Source organism: Paeniglutamicibacter terrestris, from assembly GCF_012271785.1.
Taxonomy (GTDB): Bacteria; Actinomycetota; Actinomycetes; order Actinomycetales; family Micrococcaceae; genus Paeniglutamicibacter; species Paeniglutamicibacter terrestris.
On record NZ_JAAWVT010000006.1, the window covers coordinates 21,274 to 35,063 of the forward strand.

13 protein-coding genes and 1 tRNA gene are annotated in these 13,790 nt (G+C 60.1%); 8 read left to right on the forward strand and 6 right to left on the reverse strand.

From position 1 onward, the window contains the following. Nucleotides 1-52: 52 nt before the first annotated feature. A complete protein-coding gene (gene otsB / locus HED64_RS12680; RefSeq protein WP_168152366.1) occupies nt 53-835 on the reverse strand; it encodes a trehalose-phosphatase in 783 nt (260 codons plus the stop codon). A gap of 156 nt (nt 836-991) precedes the next feature. Beyond that, complete coding sequence (locus HED64_RS12685) at nt 992-2,467, reverse strand: alpha,alpha-trehalose-phosphate synthase (UDP-forming) (RefSeq protein ID WP_168152367.1); 1,476 nt, start codon at nt 2,465-2,467, stop codon at nt 992-994. A 153-nt stretch (nt 2,468-2,620) separates the two neighbouring features. Here HED64_RS12685 and HED64_RS12690 point away from each other — a divergent pair, with 153 nt between their 5' ends. From HED64_RS12690 to HED64_RS12700, 3 genes are all read left to right on the forward strand, one after another. Next, nucleotides 2,621-3,484: a DsbA family protein gene (locus HED64_RS12690; protein WP_168152368.1), complete on the forward strand. Its 864-nt coding sequence runs from the start codon at nt 2,621-2,623 to the stop codon at nt 3,482-3,484. A 185-nt stretch (nt 3,485-3,669) separates the two neighbouring features. Continuing rightward, nucleotides 3,670-3,746 (forward strand) — tRNA-Thr (locus HED64_RS12695). A 201-nt stretch (nt 3,747-3,947) separates the two neighbouring features. Beyond that, entirely contained in the window at nt 3,948-5,039 is a 1,092-nt protein-coding gene (locus HED64_RS12700) for an SDR family oxidoreductase (protein WP_168152369.1), read from the forward strand. A gap of 132 nt (nt 5,040-5,171) precedes the next feature. Here the strand turns inward: HED64_RS12700 and HED64_RS19900 are convergent, their stop codons facing one another. Continuing rightward, complete coding sequence (locus tag HED64_RS19900; protein ID WP_245325979.1) at nt 5,172-5,480, reverse strand: hypothetical protein; 309 nt, start codon at nt 5,478-5,480, stop codon at nt 5,172-5,174. 400 nt (nt 5,481-5,880) lie between these two features. On the opposite strand from HED64_RS19900, the gene HED64_RS12710 reads away from it, so the two are divergent. Further along, a complete protein-coding gene (locus HED64_RS12710; RefSeq protein WP_168152370.1) occupies nt 5,881-6,447 on the forward strand; it encodes an RDD family protein in 567 nt (188 codons plus the stop codon). Here the strand turns inward: HED64_RS12710 and HED64_RS12715 are convergent. Continuing rightward, nucleotides 6,444-7,487, reverse strand: coding sequence for a LacI family DNA-binding transcriptional regulator (locus HED64_RS12715; protein WP_245325980.1), 1,044 nt, complete (start codon nt 7,485-7,487; stop codon nt 6,444-6,446). The two genes, HED64_RS12710 and HED64_RS12715, sit on opposite strands and share 4 nt — an antisense overlap. Nucleotides 7,488-7,677: 190 nt before the next feature. On the opposite strand from HED64_RS12715, the gene uriH reads away from it, so the two are divergent. The 3 genes from uriH to HED64_RS12730 are packed head-to-tail and all read left to right on the forward strand — an operon-like array spanning nt 7,678 to nt 11,049. Continuing rightward, nucleotides 7,678-8,658, forward strand: a complete 981-nt coding sequence (gene uriH / locus HED64_RS12720; protein WP_168152371.1) for a uridine-preferring nucleoside hydrolase UriH — start codon at nt 7,678-7,680, stop codon at nt 8,656-8,658. Next, the gene (gene uriT, locus HED64_RS12725; protein ID WP_168152372.1) at nt 8,655-10,076 is read left to right on the forward strand and encodes a uridine transporter UriT; all 1,422 of its coding nucleotides are present in this window, start codon (nt 8,655-8,657) and stop codon (nt 10,074-10,076) included. Before uriH ends, uriT begins: the two co-directional genes overlap by 4 nt. 1 nt (nt 10,077) lies before the next feature. After that, entirely contained in the window at nt 10,078-11,049 is a 972-nt protein-coding gene (locus HED64_RS12730) for a ribokinase (RefSeq protein ID WP_168152373.1), read from the forward strand. Between the two features lie 125 nt (nt 11,050-11,174). Here the strand turns inward: HED64_RS12730 and HED64_RS12735 are convergent, their stop codons facing one another. Further along, on the reverse strand, nt 11,175-11,606 hold the full coding sequence (locus tag HED64_RS12735) for a hypothetical protein (RefSeq protein WP_168152375.1): 432 nt from the start codon (nt 11,604-11,606) through the stop codon (nt 11,175-11,177). A gap of 25 nt (nt 11,607-11,631) precedes the next feature. After that, nucleotides 11,632-12,246: a hypothetical protein gene (locus HED64_RS19690; RefSeq protein WP_210149674.1), complete on the reverse strand. Its 615-nt coding sequence runs from the start codon at nt 12,244-12,246 to the stop codon at nt 11,632-11,634. 998 nt (nt 12,247-13,244) lie between these two features. Between HED64_RS19690 and HED64_RS12745 the strand changes: the two genes are divergently transcribed. Further along, the gene (locus HED64_RS12745) at nt 13,245-13,385 is read left to right on the forward strand and encodes a hypothetical protein (RefSeq protein WP_168152376.1); all 141 of its coding nucleotides are present in this window, start codon (nt 13,245-13,247) and stop codon (nt 13,383-13,385) included. Nucleotides 13,386-13,790 lie beyond the last annotated feature (405 nt).

Genomic DNA, 13,790 nt, shown 5'->3' on the forward strand with positions numbered 1-13,790 from the left:
TAGCAAACCTTTCACGGGCAGGTACGTGCCCGACGATCCGTAGTGAATGGAATCACAAGCTTCTCATATCTAGGATCATTTCCAAAAGGGCTGGCAATTCTCCTGGCCCATTAAGACGGAATTGTGCCTTCGATTTACCAGAGCCAATCTTTACCCCAATATCTCCGGGGCGCAGAGCGGCAAAGGCATCTTCGTCGGTGACATCGTCACCGGCGAAGATGACGGTGGAAGCATCTGCCACCTCGCGCAACCAATTCAGTCCGTCACCCTTGGTTCCGGCCAGCACGCTGGCCTCCAGAACGGCCTTGCCGTCCAGAGCCTGAAGGTTATTGATGCCCTCGAGTCGCTCGTGGGCCGCTCGTAATGCGGCGCTAGCAACCGCCGGCGTTGCCTGTCGGACGTGCAGAACTATCGATGCTGGTTTGTATTCAAGCGTGGTTTTCGGATGTGCGGCACTGATATCCGTCAAGATGCTAGTGGCTTGTGCCAGGGCGCTTTCCTGCGCGGCACTGAGGTCGATGTTCTCATCCTCGGCGCCGAATGCTTCCGGAGCCCAGCGCTCGGTGCCGTGACTGCCGACCAGCAAGGTGGCCTCCGGCGGATTACCCACCGCGCGCAGGGACGCCAGATCGCGTCCGGAGATCAACGCGGTGATGGTGTTTTCCAGCTTGGACAATTCCGTCAGGGCCTCGGCCGCCGCTGGCAAGGGGCGAGCATCTTCGGGACGGTCAACCAGCGGCGCTAAGGTGCCGTCAAAATCCAAGGCGACCAGCAAGATCTGAGTATTTGCCAATGATTCGATGGCATCGGCGAGATCGGGAGTGATGGGGCCCATGATTAATCAGCCGGTCCTTTCGTGCAGGGGAATGGGGGAAGCGCTCGAAAAGCGGAGCAATAGTGGGCGCCGGTCGGTCCAGCACCCAGAGAAAAAAGTGCGCGGGTGCCGAGGTACATTCATGTACCTCGGCACCCGCGCCAGATTAACACCAGCCTAGACCAGCGTGTCCACCGGTAGTGGCGCACCCAGTGAGACTAGGAACTCCTTGGACCAATTGCTGACGTTGTGTTCGCGTAGGTGACGTCTCATGCGTCGCATACGGCGAGCCGATTCCTGGGGGTCCATGCGCAATGCGCGCAGGATGCCCGACTTCATGCCGTCGATGTCGTGCGGGTTCACCAAGACCGACTGGGTGAGCTGGTCGGCGGCGCCGGTGAACTCGGAAAGTACCAGCATGCCGGTGTTATCGGTATGGGCGGCGACAAATTCCTTGGCCACCAGATTCATCCCGTCGCGCAGCGACGTCACCAACATGATGTCGGCGGCGAGGTAGAGCGCAATCATTTCCCGCAGCGGGTAGGAATGGTGCAGATAGCGAATGGCCGTGTGTTCCATGGTGTCGTGTTCACCATTGAGGTTGCCGACCATCAGCTCGACCTGATCCTTGAGCTGCTGGTAGCGTTCGACATTTTCGCGGCTGGGACTGGCTACCTGAACCATGCAAGCCTCGCCGACTTGGATCTCCCCGTCGGCCAATAGTTCACCGTAGGCCTTGAGCCGGTGGCGAATGCCCTTGGTGTAATCGAGGCGATCCACGCCAAGTAGGACCGTCTTGGGGTTGCCGAGTTCCTGACGGATCTGCTTGGCTCGAGCAATAATCTCCGGGTCGTGGGCCAGCTCGGCGACCTGCTGAGTATCGATGGAGATGGGATGTGCCTCGGCGCGGCAGATATTGCCGGTGGTCTCGCCGGCCTCGGTGGCTACCGGTGGGATGGCCATCGAGCCCTTGACGGTGCGGTCGGTGAAGCGCCGCATGCAACGTAGGAAGTTGCTAGCGTCGGTGGTGCGCTGGAAGCCCACCACATCTGCTCCGGCCAGACCCTCGAGGATCTGTTTGCGCCACGGTAGCTGGGAGAAGATGCCGGGGGAGGGGAATGGAATGTGATTGAAGAACCCGATGCGTAAGTCGGGGCGGGCCTCGCGCAGGAGTTTGGGCACCAACTGCAATTGGTAGTCCTGCACCCACACCGTAGCGCCGTGTGCGGCGACCTTTGCGGTGGCATCGGCGAAACGCCTATTAACCTTCTTGTAGCTGTCCCACCAGGTGCGGTGGAACTCCGGGGGCACGATCACATCGTGGTACAGCGGCCAAAGCGTTGAGTTGGAAAAACCCTCGTAGTACAGCTCTAGGTCTTCTTCGTCCAAGGGAACCGGGATGAGATGGATTCCTTCATTCTCGAAGGGCTCAAGCTCCTCACCCGCGCCGCCGTGCCAGCCGATCCAGGCTCCGTCGGACTCTTGCATGACCGGTGCGATGGCTGTCACCAGACCGCCGGGGGCTCGGCGCCACGAGAGCTCGCCATTCTCACCCTGTACTCGATCGACGGGAAGCCTATTGGCCACCACGATGAAGTCGTAGCCCGGTGCTTCGCTACCGGTTTCACTACTGTTTTGCTGTTCGGCGTTCATGTTGACCCTCCATTCCTGCGCTCAAGATTTACCTCGAGCTTAGGCTAAGAGGGTGATGTAGGCGACATGAAGGCGCTAAGCTACGCGTAGTCCGTGCCCTAAACTGGAGTGGTCGGGGGAGTTCCACACCAATCTAAAAGGACGTTTTGACCTATGGCAACCAATAGCCAGCGGCCGAGCAAGGCCGAACGGACAGCGAGCGCGCGCGAGCAGGCACAGAGCATGCGTATTGCTCAAGAGGCAGCTGACAAACGAAAGTCGTTGTTTATCAAGCTGGGTGTCTTGGTGGCAGTGCTTGCCGTCGTTGGATTGATCGTGGCGCTGGTGCTGCAGAACAATTCGGGCAAGGTGGCCGATTCGGGCGCGGTGCCCAAGGGCGGAAACGAATTCGGTGGCATCACCCTCACCTCCGATAAGACCCTTGCTGATACCTCAGGTTTGAGCGTTGACATCAACAACGTGGGAACCCGGGACGCGAGTCAGACTTCGCCAACACCCCGAGGTGAGACGGTTGCCCCCAAGGGTGAACCGATCAACATGATTCTCTACGTGGACGTGAACTGTGTTCACTGCGCCGAATTTGAGGGCGCCTATGGGGACCAGATCAGCACCTGGCTGGCTGCCGGCGATGTTCGGGTCGAATACCGCAACGTGGCCATTCTTGATGGTGCATCACCCACCAACTACTCCTCACGTGGCGCCAACGCTCTTGCCTGCGTAGCCGATGCCGCTCCGGCCTCCTACCTTCCCTTCGCCAAGGCAGTGTTCGCTCACTACCCGGAGGGCGAAATGAAGAACAGCGAATTGGCGGCGATGGCTAAGGACAACGGCGCCGATGTTGCTGATTGCATTGACAAGGGAACCTTCCGCTCGTTTGCCGCGTTCACTCACGCCGCATCCGGTGTTGATGCTATTGGTGGAACCCCCAGCGTCTTTATCCAGGGCAAGTACTACGATGCGAACACCGAGCCCGACTTCGTCGGCGTTGTGAACGCTGCGATTGCTGCCAACAAGTAGCGATTAGGACAATCGTCGCTGATCGATCGGTCGCGGCGCCCCATCCATCTTGGCAACGGGGGCGTCGCGACCGATCGGTTAGACGTCGTCCAGCGGTCTTTGGCGCACCGGTTTCATCCTGTGAGGGATTGTCGGCTACGCTAGTTCCTGCACTTGTGTCGTGAATGATCGACACAACGCAGTTTGCCTCCTTAGCTCAGTTGGCCAGAGCATCGCTCTTGTAAAGCGAGGGTCGCCGGTTCGAATCCGGCAGGAGGCTCCACGAGCAAGGCCCTGATCCCCGATAAATAAGGGAATCGGGGCCTTTGCTGCGTCTGGATGTGGTCGCTCATTAAGTCGTCGTGGACCAAACCGCAGCAGCACGGACGGTCCACCTCAATGACCTGATGACGTGGCAGCTTCAACGTCAAACACCGCATATTATGCCGGGAATATCTCACCGGTAACGCGGCTTGCCACAGGTATGACAATCGTGAACGAAACAGTCCAAGGTGCCCAACGATCAGCGCTCGTCGTCGGTGCCACGGGCATCGCGGGGTCCGCATTGGTGGATACCCTCACGAACTCTGGTTGGAAGGTACTTGCTCTTTCCCGCAGGCCCGGTCCCGAACGTGACGGGGTGCGTTGGCTATCGGCGGATTTGACCTCCACCACGTCTGTGGCCACTGCTCTGGCTCCGGAGCGCCCGACTCACGTTTTCTTCACCGCATGGTCGAGGCAGAACTCGGAGGAAGAGAACATCGCCGTTAACGCTGGTATGGTGCGCTCGCTCTTGGCCGGACTGCGAGGCAAACCCGTGGAGCATGTGGCACTGATGACTGGACTCAAGCACTATCTTGGTCCATTCGAAGCCTACGCTGCCGGGGAAATGGCTGATACGCCGTTCCACGAGGAAGAACCGCGTCTGCCCGTTCGAAACTTTTACTACGCACAGGAAGACGAGCTCTTCGCGAGTGCCGCAGAACAGGGCTTCTCGTGGTCGGTGCACCGTGCACACACCGTCATTGGCCACGCCGTGGGCAATGCCATGAACATGGGCCTCACGCTTGCTGCGCAGGCTGCACTTTGCAAGGAAACCGGAGAATCTTTCGTTTTCCCTGGTTCGGAGATGCAGTGGAACGGGCTGACCGATATGACGGACTCGGGTCTCCTCGCCGAGCAGATGATCTGGGCGTCGACGACCCCCGCTGCGGCCAACGAGGCCTTCAACATCGTGAATGGGGATGTGTTCCGCTGGCGTTGGATGTGGCCAAAGATCGCAGCTCACTTTGGTATGGAGTGGGAGGGCTACCAGCAGGCGCCGCGGCCACTTGAACAGGCTATGTCGGGCCGGGAAGATCAGTGGAGAGAGCTTGCATCGCGCCACGGTCTGGCAGAGCCAAGCCTAGATAAGTTGGCCTCGTGGTGGCATACGGACGCTGACCTAGGCCGAAACATCGAAGTGGTGGCCGACATGAGCAAAAGTAGGGTCGCAGGGTTTACCGGATACCGGCGGACCTACGACGCTTTCATTTCGCTATTCGAGCGATACCGCGCCGAGAAACTCATTCCCTAGAGATCGCTCAGCGCTCCCGGAAGCTAAGAAACCACCCTCGCCATTCCCTCCAGGAGAGCCCGATATTTAACTCTCGGGAGCTCTCTGGAAGGGTGGCGCTCCCCGGCGGACAGTTGGTTAGTTGGTTCGCAACTATGCGGTCTGTTGCTTGTTGAATTTGCGTCGTTGCGCAGCCGCACTCAGTTTTCCGTGCCATATCAAGAACCGCGGTACAACCACGTAGACGGCCGTCGGGACAACCACCGCGGTGAGCACGAATGCCCGCAGAATTGGATGCCAGTGCTCGGCGAAGAGACCCAAAACGGTCATGCCGATGGCTACCATGGGGAAAATCGCGCACCACGTGAGGATGGCTCGAACGTGCACCGAGGCGACACCCGGTTTCCGATGCTGGTGTGCGTCGATTTCATCGGCAGCTAGTGCTTTGCCTTCGTGTTCCATCGTGTTCTCCAAAAATCGTGTAAATACTGCCGAGCGTTGTTAAGCAGAAAATCTCCAGTTTTGTTCCCTTCAATCGATATCCGACGATCATCTCGGTAATGGGGACCAGCCGTCCAAGGGTCTTTGCCTGCTGAGGTTGGTCATGCACGCCCGCTCGGAAAGTTCCGAAGAGGCATAACTGTAGGTAGATCCGAGGGCGCCGATCGGGTCGACGTCGGTGGAGCTGGTCCGCTGAAGCCGCTTGCTGAAGGCTGCGTCGTTAACGCGTGAATCGGTTAGGGGCGTCAGCGGGAAGCCGCTGAACATCGGTGAGGGCTCCAAAGTTCTTCAGGGTCGTGCAGGAGGCAAGTGGCTCCTGGAATGTGTTGGTACGGCGAGGTGCCGCACGTAGGCTGGGCGCATGCGCGAACGGAAGCGACGCCTAGCCGCCGCGGGCCTTGACTACCTCGTCATTCTGTCGTGGATGATGGTGCTCGGCGTGATCTCAACCGTCATTTTTCTGATCCGTGGGGAACTTCCCGATACCTTGGGAACCATTGGCCCGCTTGGCAGCCAGCTGGTGTATTTCCTGCTGCTCACGTTGGTGGTCGGCATTTACCTCTACAAGACCGAGTCCGGTGCCCACCACGCAACGTGGGGCAAACGGAGGATGGGACTTCAAGTGAGGTCCGTGAGTGGTGAGGTGCCGGGCCGGATGGATATCTTGCTCAGGACCGTCGTGAAGTTGCTGCCCTGGGAAAGTGCCCACTTTTTCATCTGGCAGATGATGCATGTGTACTATCAGCGGGGGTATGACGCCACGCCCCCTGTTTGGATCTTCGTGGGGTTGAACGCAGTCAGTCTCACCGCGTTGGTATATCTACTTCTGGTGCTCATCACGGGCCGCGGGCCTCATGATCTGGCTGCCCGAACCATGGTTGTCGACCGTGAGGTAGTAGAACCGATCAGAAACGAACGCCCAGGCTAGGGCTCGAGTGTAGAGCCACGCACCATCAGTGAGCTCTCCAGCGTGATGGGCTGTTGCTCGAGCTCTTCGCCGGCAATGAGGCTCAGCAACTGCTCGGCGGCTCGGCGGCCCAGCAATTCGCCGGGGAGGTGCACACTGGTCAGCCCGGGGGAGCTGGTCGTCGAATAAGGCAGGTCGTCAAAGCCCGTCACGGCAAGTTCCCCGGGAATCAAGATTCCTGCGGCTCGTGCTTCCTGGAGTATTCCGTAGGCGTGCGTGTCGGTGGCGCAGACAACGGCGGTGACTCCGGCTTTTTTCCACGATGGCCATGCCGTGGCAAAGGCGTTTGCCGCCAGACCAACGTTGATAGTGGTGGCGATCTGCGCCTCCGGTGGCACGCTCATGCCCAATTCCTCGGCCGCGGTCAAAAATGCCTCGCGGCGAACGTCGAAGGTGGTGGTTCCGGTGTCGCCGTCCAAGTAGGCAACGGTGGTGTGGCCGGTGGCTGAGAGATGTGCCGCAATGGCCAGTGCGCCCTGTGCAACATCGAGGTTCACCGCCGGAACATCGGAGCCGAAGCCCGGGGCATCAAGCAACACCATCGGACCGGGAGCCGACAGCTCTTGAAGGAAGGTGGGATCTGGCGCATCCACCAATAGTCCGGCAGGACGTAGTCCCAATAGGCGACGGGTGTTCTCTGCGCTGGGCAGCTGGCCGGCGTCGGTGACCGAAAGCAGTAATTGGTATTCGGAGCCTAATGCTGCGCGGACCCCGGCGATGACCATGGCAAAAAATGGGTTGGAGATATCCGGAGCCACCATGATCACGGTATTGCTCACGCCTCGGGCGAGGGAGGAACCGATGCTGTCCACCACGTAGCCGAGTTCACGAATGGCCTCGCGGACCAAAATTTCATTGCTGGCCGACACCCGTCCGCTAGCCTTGCCGTTGGCCACCAGTGAGACCGTTGCGGTGGAAACTCCTGCGCGTTCGGCCACCATAGCGGCGGTCACCCGGCGCCGGATCGGTGCGCTGGCGCGCGGCTTTTCGGACGGATGCATGGCTTCAATCTTAGTCCAGCCCGCCGATCCCCGAACCGCACCGGGTCAAACGCTTGACTAGGGTGTTCGTCGAACCATCAGTTAAGCGTTTGACGGACGGTCAAAATGGTGCCAGAATTCGGATGAAATAGCTTGTCCTGTTTGTGGCTTCGCGCCATGAACATTTATCCCCGAAGATGTGGAGAAAACCATGGGCGCACCCATCGCCTCGACCGAGCCGCGAAAGATCATTCTTGACTGCGATCCCGGACACGATGACGCGGTAGCCATTCTGCTGGCGCACGGCAGCCCGGCGATCGAGTTGCTGGCCGTGACCACGGTAGTTGGCAACCAAACGCTGGAAAAGGTCACCAAGAACGCGCTCGCCGTGGGTACCATCGCCGGCATTACCGGTGTTCCCTTTGCTGCGGGTTGCGCCCGCCCGCTGGTGCGCACCATCGAAAACGCACCCGACATTCACGGCGAATCCGGCATGGACGGACCCGCGCAGCCCGAATCCACCATCACGTTGGATTCCCGCCACGCCGTTGACCTGATCATTGACACCGTCATGGCCCACGAGCCGGGCACCATCACCTTGGTCCCCACCGGCGGGTTGACCAACATCGCCATGGCCGCCCGCAAGGAACCGCGCATCGTTGAACGCGTGAAGGAAGTTGTCCTGATGGGCGGCGGCTACCACGTGGGCAACTGGAGCGCCGTGGCCGAATTTAACATCATCATTGACCCCGAAGCTGCTCACATCGTGTTCAACGAGAAGTGGCCGGTAGTCATGGTTGGACTGGATCTGACCCACCAGGCACTTGCCACCGACGAGGTCGTCGCAAAAATCGAGGCCATCGGCACCGGCCCGGCCAGGTTCGTGCGTGAACTGATGGACTTCTTCAAGGCAACCTACAAGGACGCCCAGGGCTTCGACTTCCCCCCGGTCCACGACCCCTGCGCCGTGGCCTATGTGATTGACCCGAGCATTGTCTCAACCCGTAAGGTCCCGGTGAACATCGAACTCACCGGTACCCTCACCCTGGGCATGACGGTCGCGGACTTCCGCGCCCCGGCCCCCGCAGACTGCCACACGTCGGTGGCCGTGGACCTTGATCACCAGCGCTTCTGGGACCTGGTCACCGACGCGTTGGTACGCATTGGCGACGTTGAGGTCGCTGCCCTGTGAGTACCGCTACGCAACCAAGCGCCGGGACCCGCGGCGGAGTCGTCGCGCTGACGGTTGCTCTGCTCACCGCCTGCATTGCCTTCCAACTTAACGCCTCGATGCTCAGCCCCGCGCTGGTCACCATGGGCGAGGAACTAAAGACCGATCAGGGCTCCATCGGCCTGTCGCAGACGTGGTTCTTCACCACCGCAGCACTGTTCTCCCTCTTCCTGCCTCGTCTCTCCGACGTGGTGGGCCGCAAGAAAATCCTGATCTTCATGATGCTGCTGACGGCCGTTGGCTCCGTGGTGGCAGCACTTGCACCCAACATTGGGTGGCTCTTCGCCGGGCGTATCATTCAGGGTGTTTCCGGCCCCACGGTTCCCTTGGCCCTGCTGATGCTCCGCAGTGCCGTTACGAACAATCGCCGCTATGGCTCGCTGATGGGCCTGATCCTGGCCGTTAACGGTGGAGTTGCCGGCATTGACTCCTTCCTGGGTGGCTACCTGGCCGAAAACCACGGCTTCCGCTCGATCTTCTGGGTCATGGTGGTCCTGGCAGTGATCGCCGCGGCAGGTGTCGCTGCGTTCACTCGTGAGTCCAAGCCTCAGGCCGGCACCAAGATGGACTGGAAGGGCGTCTTCTTCATCGTGGTGGCCGTCGGCGCACTGCTGACCGCCCTCAACGAGGCAGCCAAGCTGGTTGGCGGCATGGATATGCGAACGCTCATCATTTCCGTGGTGCTCCTTGGAGTCGGCGCAGCAGCTTTCTATGGCTTCTGGGCCACCGAGAAGCGCGTGGCCGAACCCATGGTTCAGGTGGAGCACCTGCGTCAGCGTGCTACCTGGGCACCGCTGCTGACCACGGTACTGACCATGACCGGCATCTTTGCCGTGATCAATGGCATTGTCCCGGCCTACGTTCAGGCCGCAGCCCCCGGCTTCGGCGTTGGACCCACCGAGACGGCACTGCTGATCCTCACGCCGTACGCGCTGCTGGGCTGGGTTTTCGGACCGATCAGTGGACGTTTGGCCCCGGTCTGGGGATACAACAAGGTGCTGCGCATCGGCATGATCGGTTCGGTTGTGTCCTTGCTGATCATTGTGTTCTTCGGCCTTGATTCGCTGCCCCTGATGGTCGCCGGCACCGCGCTGCTGGGCATCATGTATGCGGGTACCGCCAACATCATGCTGAACGGCTTGGGCGTGGTGCTCTCGCCCAAGGGCAACCCCGGCTTCCTGCCGGGCATGAACGCCGGCGCCTTCAACCTTGGTGCCGGACTGAGCTTCCTGGTCCTACCGGCGGTGCTCGTGGGAACTTCTTCCATGGGGGAGCGCGGCTCCTATACGACCGTGGTGGTGGTGGGTCTGATCATCACCGTGGCAGCCTTCGCCGCCTCACTGTTGATCCCCAAGCCCGTTGATGCAGAGGTGAAATAACATGCCGAACCAAACCCCCTCCCAAGGGTCATCGCGCATTGTGGTGCTCGGTTCGCTGAATGCCGATCTGACCATCTATACCCAGCGTCTACCGGAGCCGGGAGAGACCCTGCACGGCGAGGGCTTCACGGTGAACCCTGGAGGCAAGAGTGCCAACCAGGCCGTGGCCGCCGGCAAGCTCGGTGCCAACGTTTCGCTGATCGGGGCCGTGGGTCAGGACGCCAATGGCACCATGCTGCTCGAGTCGTGTGCCGCAGCCAACGTGGATGTTTCCCACGTGCGCCGGGCGGAGAACGTTGAAACAGGCGTCGCGGTGGTCACCGTGGACGCCCAAGGAGAGAACAGCATTGTCATCTCCGCCGGCGCCAACGGAACCCTAGCTCCTAGCGACGTCGAGGCGGCCCATGCGGTATTTGAAGGCGCTGCGGTGCTCTGCCTGTGTCTGGAAGTTGAACAAGCAACCGTTGAGGCGGCGGCCATGGCCGGCCGTGACGCCGGGGCCCGCGTACTGCTGAATCTTTCTCCGTATGCGCCGATCGCCGCCTCGCTGGCCGGGGCCTGTGACGTGCTGTTGGTCAACGCGCACGAGGCCTCACAATTCCTCGATGGGGCACCCATTCCGACGCCCGACGCCTCGCTGGCCGACTGGGAGCCGGTGCTGGGGCACCTGGTGGCCCGCGGTCTGCCAAGCGCAGTGGTGACCCTCGGTGCTCAAGGATCGGTGGTGCTCGATTCGAACGCCAGCGCTGGTGAGCGGATTGTGCGGATCAACCCCACGCGCGTGGACGCCGTAGACACCACCGGAGCCGGCGACGCCTTCACCGGCGGCTTGGCAGCACGCCTGGCCGCGGGGGATTCGTTGGCGGAAGCTGCTGCCTTCGCCTCCGTGGGTGCGGCCTTGGCCGCCACCAAGAAGGGTACGCAGGCCGCGTATCCTGATGCGGAAGCTGTGGCGCGTAAGCGCAACGGCTAGGCAAATACTTGGATCGCTCCCGTATCACGAGGAGTGGTCCAACCCAGCACCAGATCCTTTTCGGTCCGTTCCCGGAAAGGATCTGGTGTTTAACCCAAAAGTGGTCGAAGACCTGGAAATCCGGTTTAGTCCAGAACCAGCGGTGGGCTGGCGTCGCCTTCTGGGTAGCTCAGTGTGAGGATTACTGGACGCTGCGCCACCGAGATTGGCACCATCAATTCGTGGGTAGTCGCCGTCAAGTCCGCGGTACACGGTCCGGACCCGCTGGAGGAATCGATCCGCAGCTTGAGGGTATCGGTTCCAATAGCCTCCATACTGCTCACCACAGCGGGACAGGAGGAACTGCCGAAAGTCACCAGTGCGATGGTTTTGCCCATGTCGAGCCAAAAGGCCGCCGGATCTTTCATGGTGATTTCCGCAAGCTGGGTCTCGCTCAGCGCGTCGGGGAGACCCCGGGTAACCCGCTCGGCGACGCTCGTGGGCCCAGAACAGCTAGACAGCAGCAAGACCGAAGTAGCCACGACGTTTAGCCGTCTCACGCCCTTGACTGCCATCATCACCGAACTCCCATTCTTGATTTGGTCATCGCAACGGAACTGCCGCGTCCACCACAATGATCGTGTGGTCTTCGTGCACGCCCGTGAAGCTATATTCACCCCACCGTGTTGCTTGGGATTGCTCATGGGCAACGTTGTTCCAATCCCAACCGCGTACCGAAGGAGAATCCCGACCACATTGCGGTGGGTACGACTCCATGACAGTCGTGCAGAATATCGGCCCGTTACCGTTATCCAGCACCATGCCGGAGAACGACCGCTCCGCGGCGGGTGAAAGCGCAGTGACAAGGGCAAGGACGGCGAGAACAAGTGCTATCGGTGCCATGACCCAGCGTTCCGGTGTGGATCTGGACATCGCGTTCATTGCCACACCGAGGGCGAATATTGCGAATACAACCCAGATTCCCACCCGGGAGAAGGCATCCGGAAGTACAGCCAGAAACCCTGCCCTGTTCAAAACTACGAGTGCCATGAACCCGTACAACAAGATGGAGAACGCGGAAGCGATTCGATAGCCTGCGGGCAGCACCCCGGGGTGCTGCCCGCCCCAAGCGAACCTGCCCCACGGGGCACCGAGAGCCAGGGCAAGTTGGAAGAGCAGCAGCAGGGAAAGCACGGCAACAAAGACGATGGCGGCCATGAATCGAATCCTACTACCCGATTGCTGAGGCAAGCCGGTGCATCCCCGCATTGCCGAGACCCAAAAACAGGTGTTGACACCGATACGTGTTGCCTTCGCCGGCGCGTACCGTGACTTCGATGAGTGCACGTAGCCAGGGTTCCGGTCAGGCCGGGCATGCCACGGAGCCCACGCGTCGCACCTATCTTTTCGCCCTCAAAGATGCCGGTGGCACCGTACGTCCGCACCCACCACCATGTGCTGAAGCACGCCCCGCTGGTCATCACGGATGGAGGCCACGGGACGGCCATTAGGGCGCTTGCCGCGAGAGGACCGTTGATCATTCTGCATCAGGGGTGAGACCAAGCAAGAAATTCCATCCGGGGTGCCTCCCGAGGTGCTGGAGTCGCTCTCTCGCGTAAGGGCTCGACATTGATGAATGGGAAGGTGATGACCCGCGATTTAGATTGACCCGCTACGGTGTTGCCGCCAGAGTGTTGGATCTTGAGACGGCCCACGGCGAATTGGAACGGTGAGTTCGTGCGTCTGGACGTCGTGCCGCTAGTTTTCGACGAATATCTAACATTTGCTTATTTAGTACAAACGTGCGACAATTGTAGACCCATCCAAGGAATTCTAGAAGTATCGGGACTGTCGATTCGCTTCGACGTGACCTCGATTTCTTGGATGGAACGGATAGCCCAGCCGGGAAGTTAATGCCAGGGCCCGATGCAGCGCTGACGGCCTTGACGCCACTTCCCTCGGAGTTGCCGCTCGATCGGGAATGACGTGCCAGAATTCTTTGCAGGCACCGGGTCATTCATCTCGAGGGTTTCCTCGAGGGCTGTCCACAACCACGACGATCCCTTCCATGAAGGGATCGCGGCAGATGCAGCTTCAGCACCAAACGGAATGCGCTCAGTGTCAGTCGCCTATAAACGGCGAATCTGGCGCTTCCGGCGGTGAAGGTTAAGGGAAACCTGTCCACTCACCGCACTGTCAGGAAAGGACGGATCAAAATGACATCAAGTCCAGAAACGTTGGTTATTGCGGCCTTCACGATGATCGCGCTACTCAGCGCCTTATCGGCTTCCATGGTCATGCGTTACCGCAAGACCCATCGCGATCAGATCGAACCACGCGCCGAGCAGGCCGCATAAAAATGTAGTTGGCTGGGGAATTGAACGGCCCTAGCCGATGTGCAGTAGAAATTGGAGTGTGACCACATGGTCACACTCCAATTTTGGTTTCGGCACGAATGACCTGACGGGTAGCGCGGACCGAACCGTTGGTAGCAGCGAATCGATTTCATTAAAGCGATCCGCTACTGGGGGACAAGCGACGCAACTAATGAGTCGACGGCTTCCGGTCCCCGAGCGGACTGAGCATGCTGATCGGTTCTTAACGGCCAAACGCCTACCGAGTCTGTGGCCTAGGTGCGAGAATCCTCGGTCTCGTTGATAGCTACAGGCATATCGCGCTTGAGCTGGCACAGGGGTAACCTAATTCCTCGAAATGAACTCCAGCGCACCTCTCACCGCTTACCGGTAGCGCCAGACACCTCG

Coding starts and splice junctions, on each gene's coding strand:
- HED64_RS12730 (WP_168152373.1), top strand. CDS start 10,078: ATGCCGAACCAAACCCCCTCCCAAGGGTCATCGCGCATTGTGGTGCTC.
- HED64_RS19690 (WP_210149674.1), bottom strand. CDS start 12,246: ATGGCCGCCATCGTCTTTGTTGCCGTGCTTTCCCTGCTGCTGCTCTTC.
- uriH (WP_168152371.1), top strand. CDS start 7,678: ATGGGCGCACCCATCGCCTCGACCGAGCCGCGAAAGATCATTCTTGAC.
- HED64_RS12745 (WP_168152376.1), top strand. CDS start 13,245: ATGACATCAAGTCCAGAAACGTTGGTTATTGCGGCCTTCACGATGATC.
- HED64_RS12690 (WP_168152368.1), top strand. CDS start 2,621: ATGGCAACCAATAGCCAGCGGCCGAGCAAGGCCGAACGGACAGCGAGC.
- otsB (WP_168152366.1), bottom strand. CDS start 835: ATGGGCCCCATCACTCCCGATCTCGCCGATGCCATCGAATCATTGGCA.
- HED64_RS12710 (WP_168152370.1), top strand. CDS start 5,881: ATGCGCGAACGGAAGCGACGCCTAGCCGCCGCGGGCCTTGACTACCTC.
- HED64_RS12715 (WP_245325980.1), bottom strand. CDS start 7,487: ATGCATCCGTCCGAAAAGCCGCGCGCCAGCGCACCGATCCGGCGCCGG.
- HED64_RS12700 (WP_168152369.1), top strand. CDS start 3,948: ATGACAATCGTGAACGAAACAGTCCAAGGTGCCCAACGATCAGCGCTC.
- HED64_RS12735 (WP_168152375.1), bottom strand. CDS start 11,606: ATGATGGCAGTCAAGGGCGTGAGACGGCTAAACGTCGTGGCTACTTCG.
- HED64_RS12685 (WP_168152367.1), bottom strand. CDS start 2,467: ATGAACGCCGAACAGCAAAACAGTAGTGAAACCGGTAGCGAAGCACCG.
- HED64_RS19900 (WP_245325979.1), bottom strand. CDS start 5,480: ATGGAACACGAAGGCAAAGCACTAGCTGCCGATGAAATCGACGCACAC.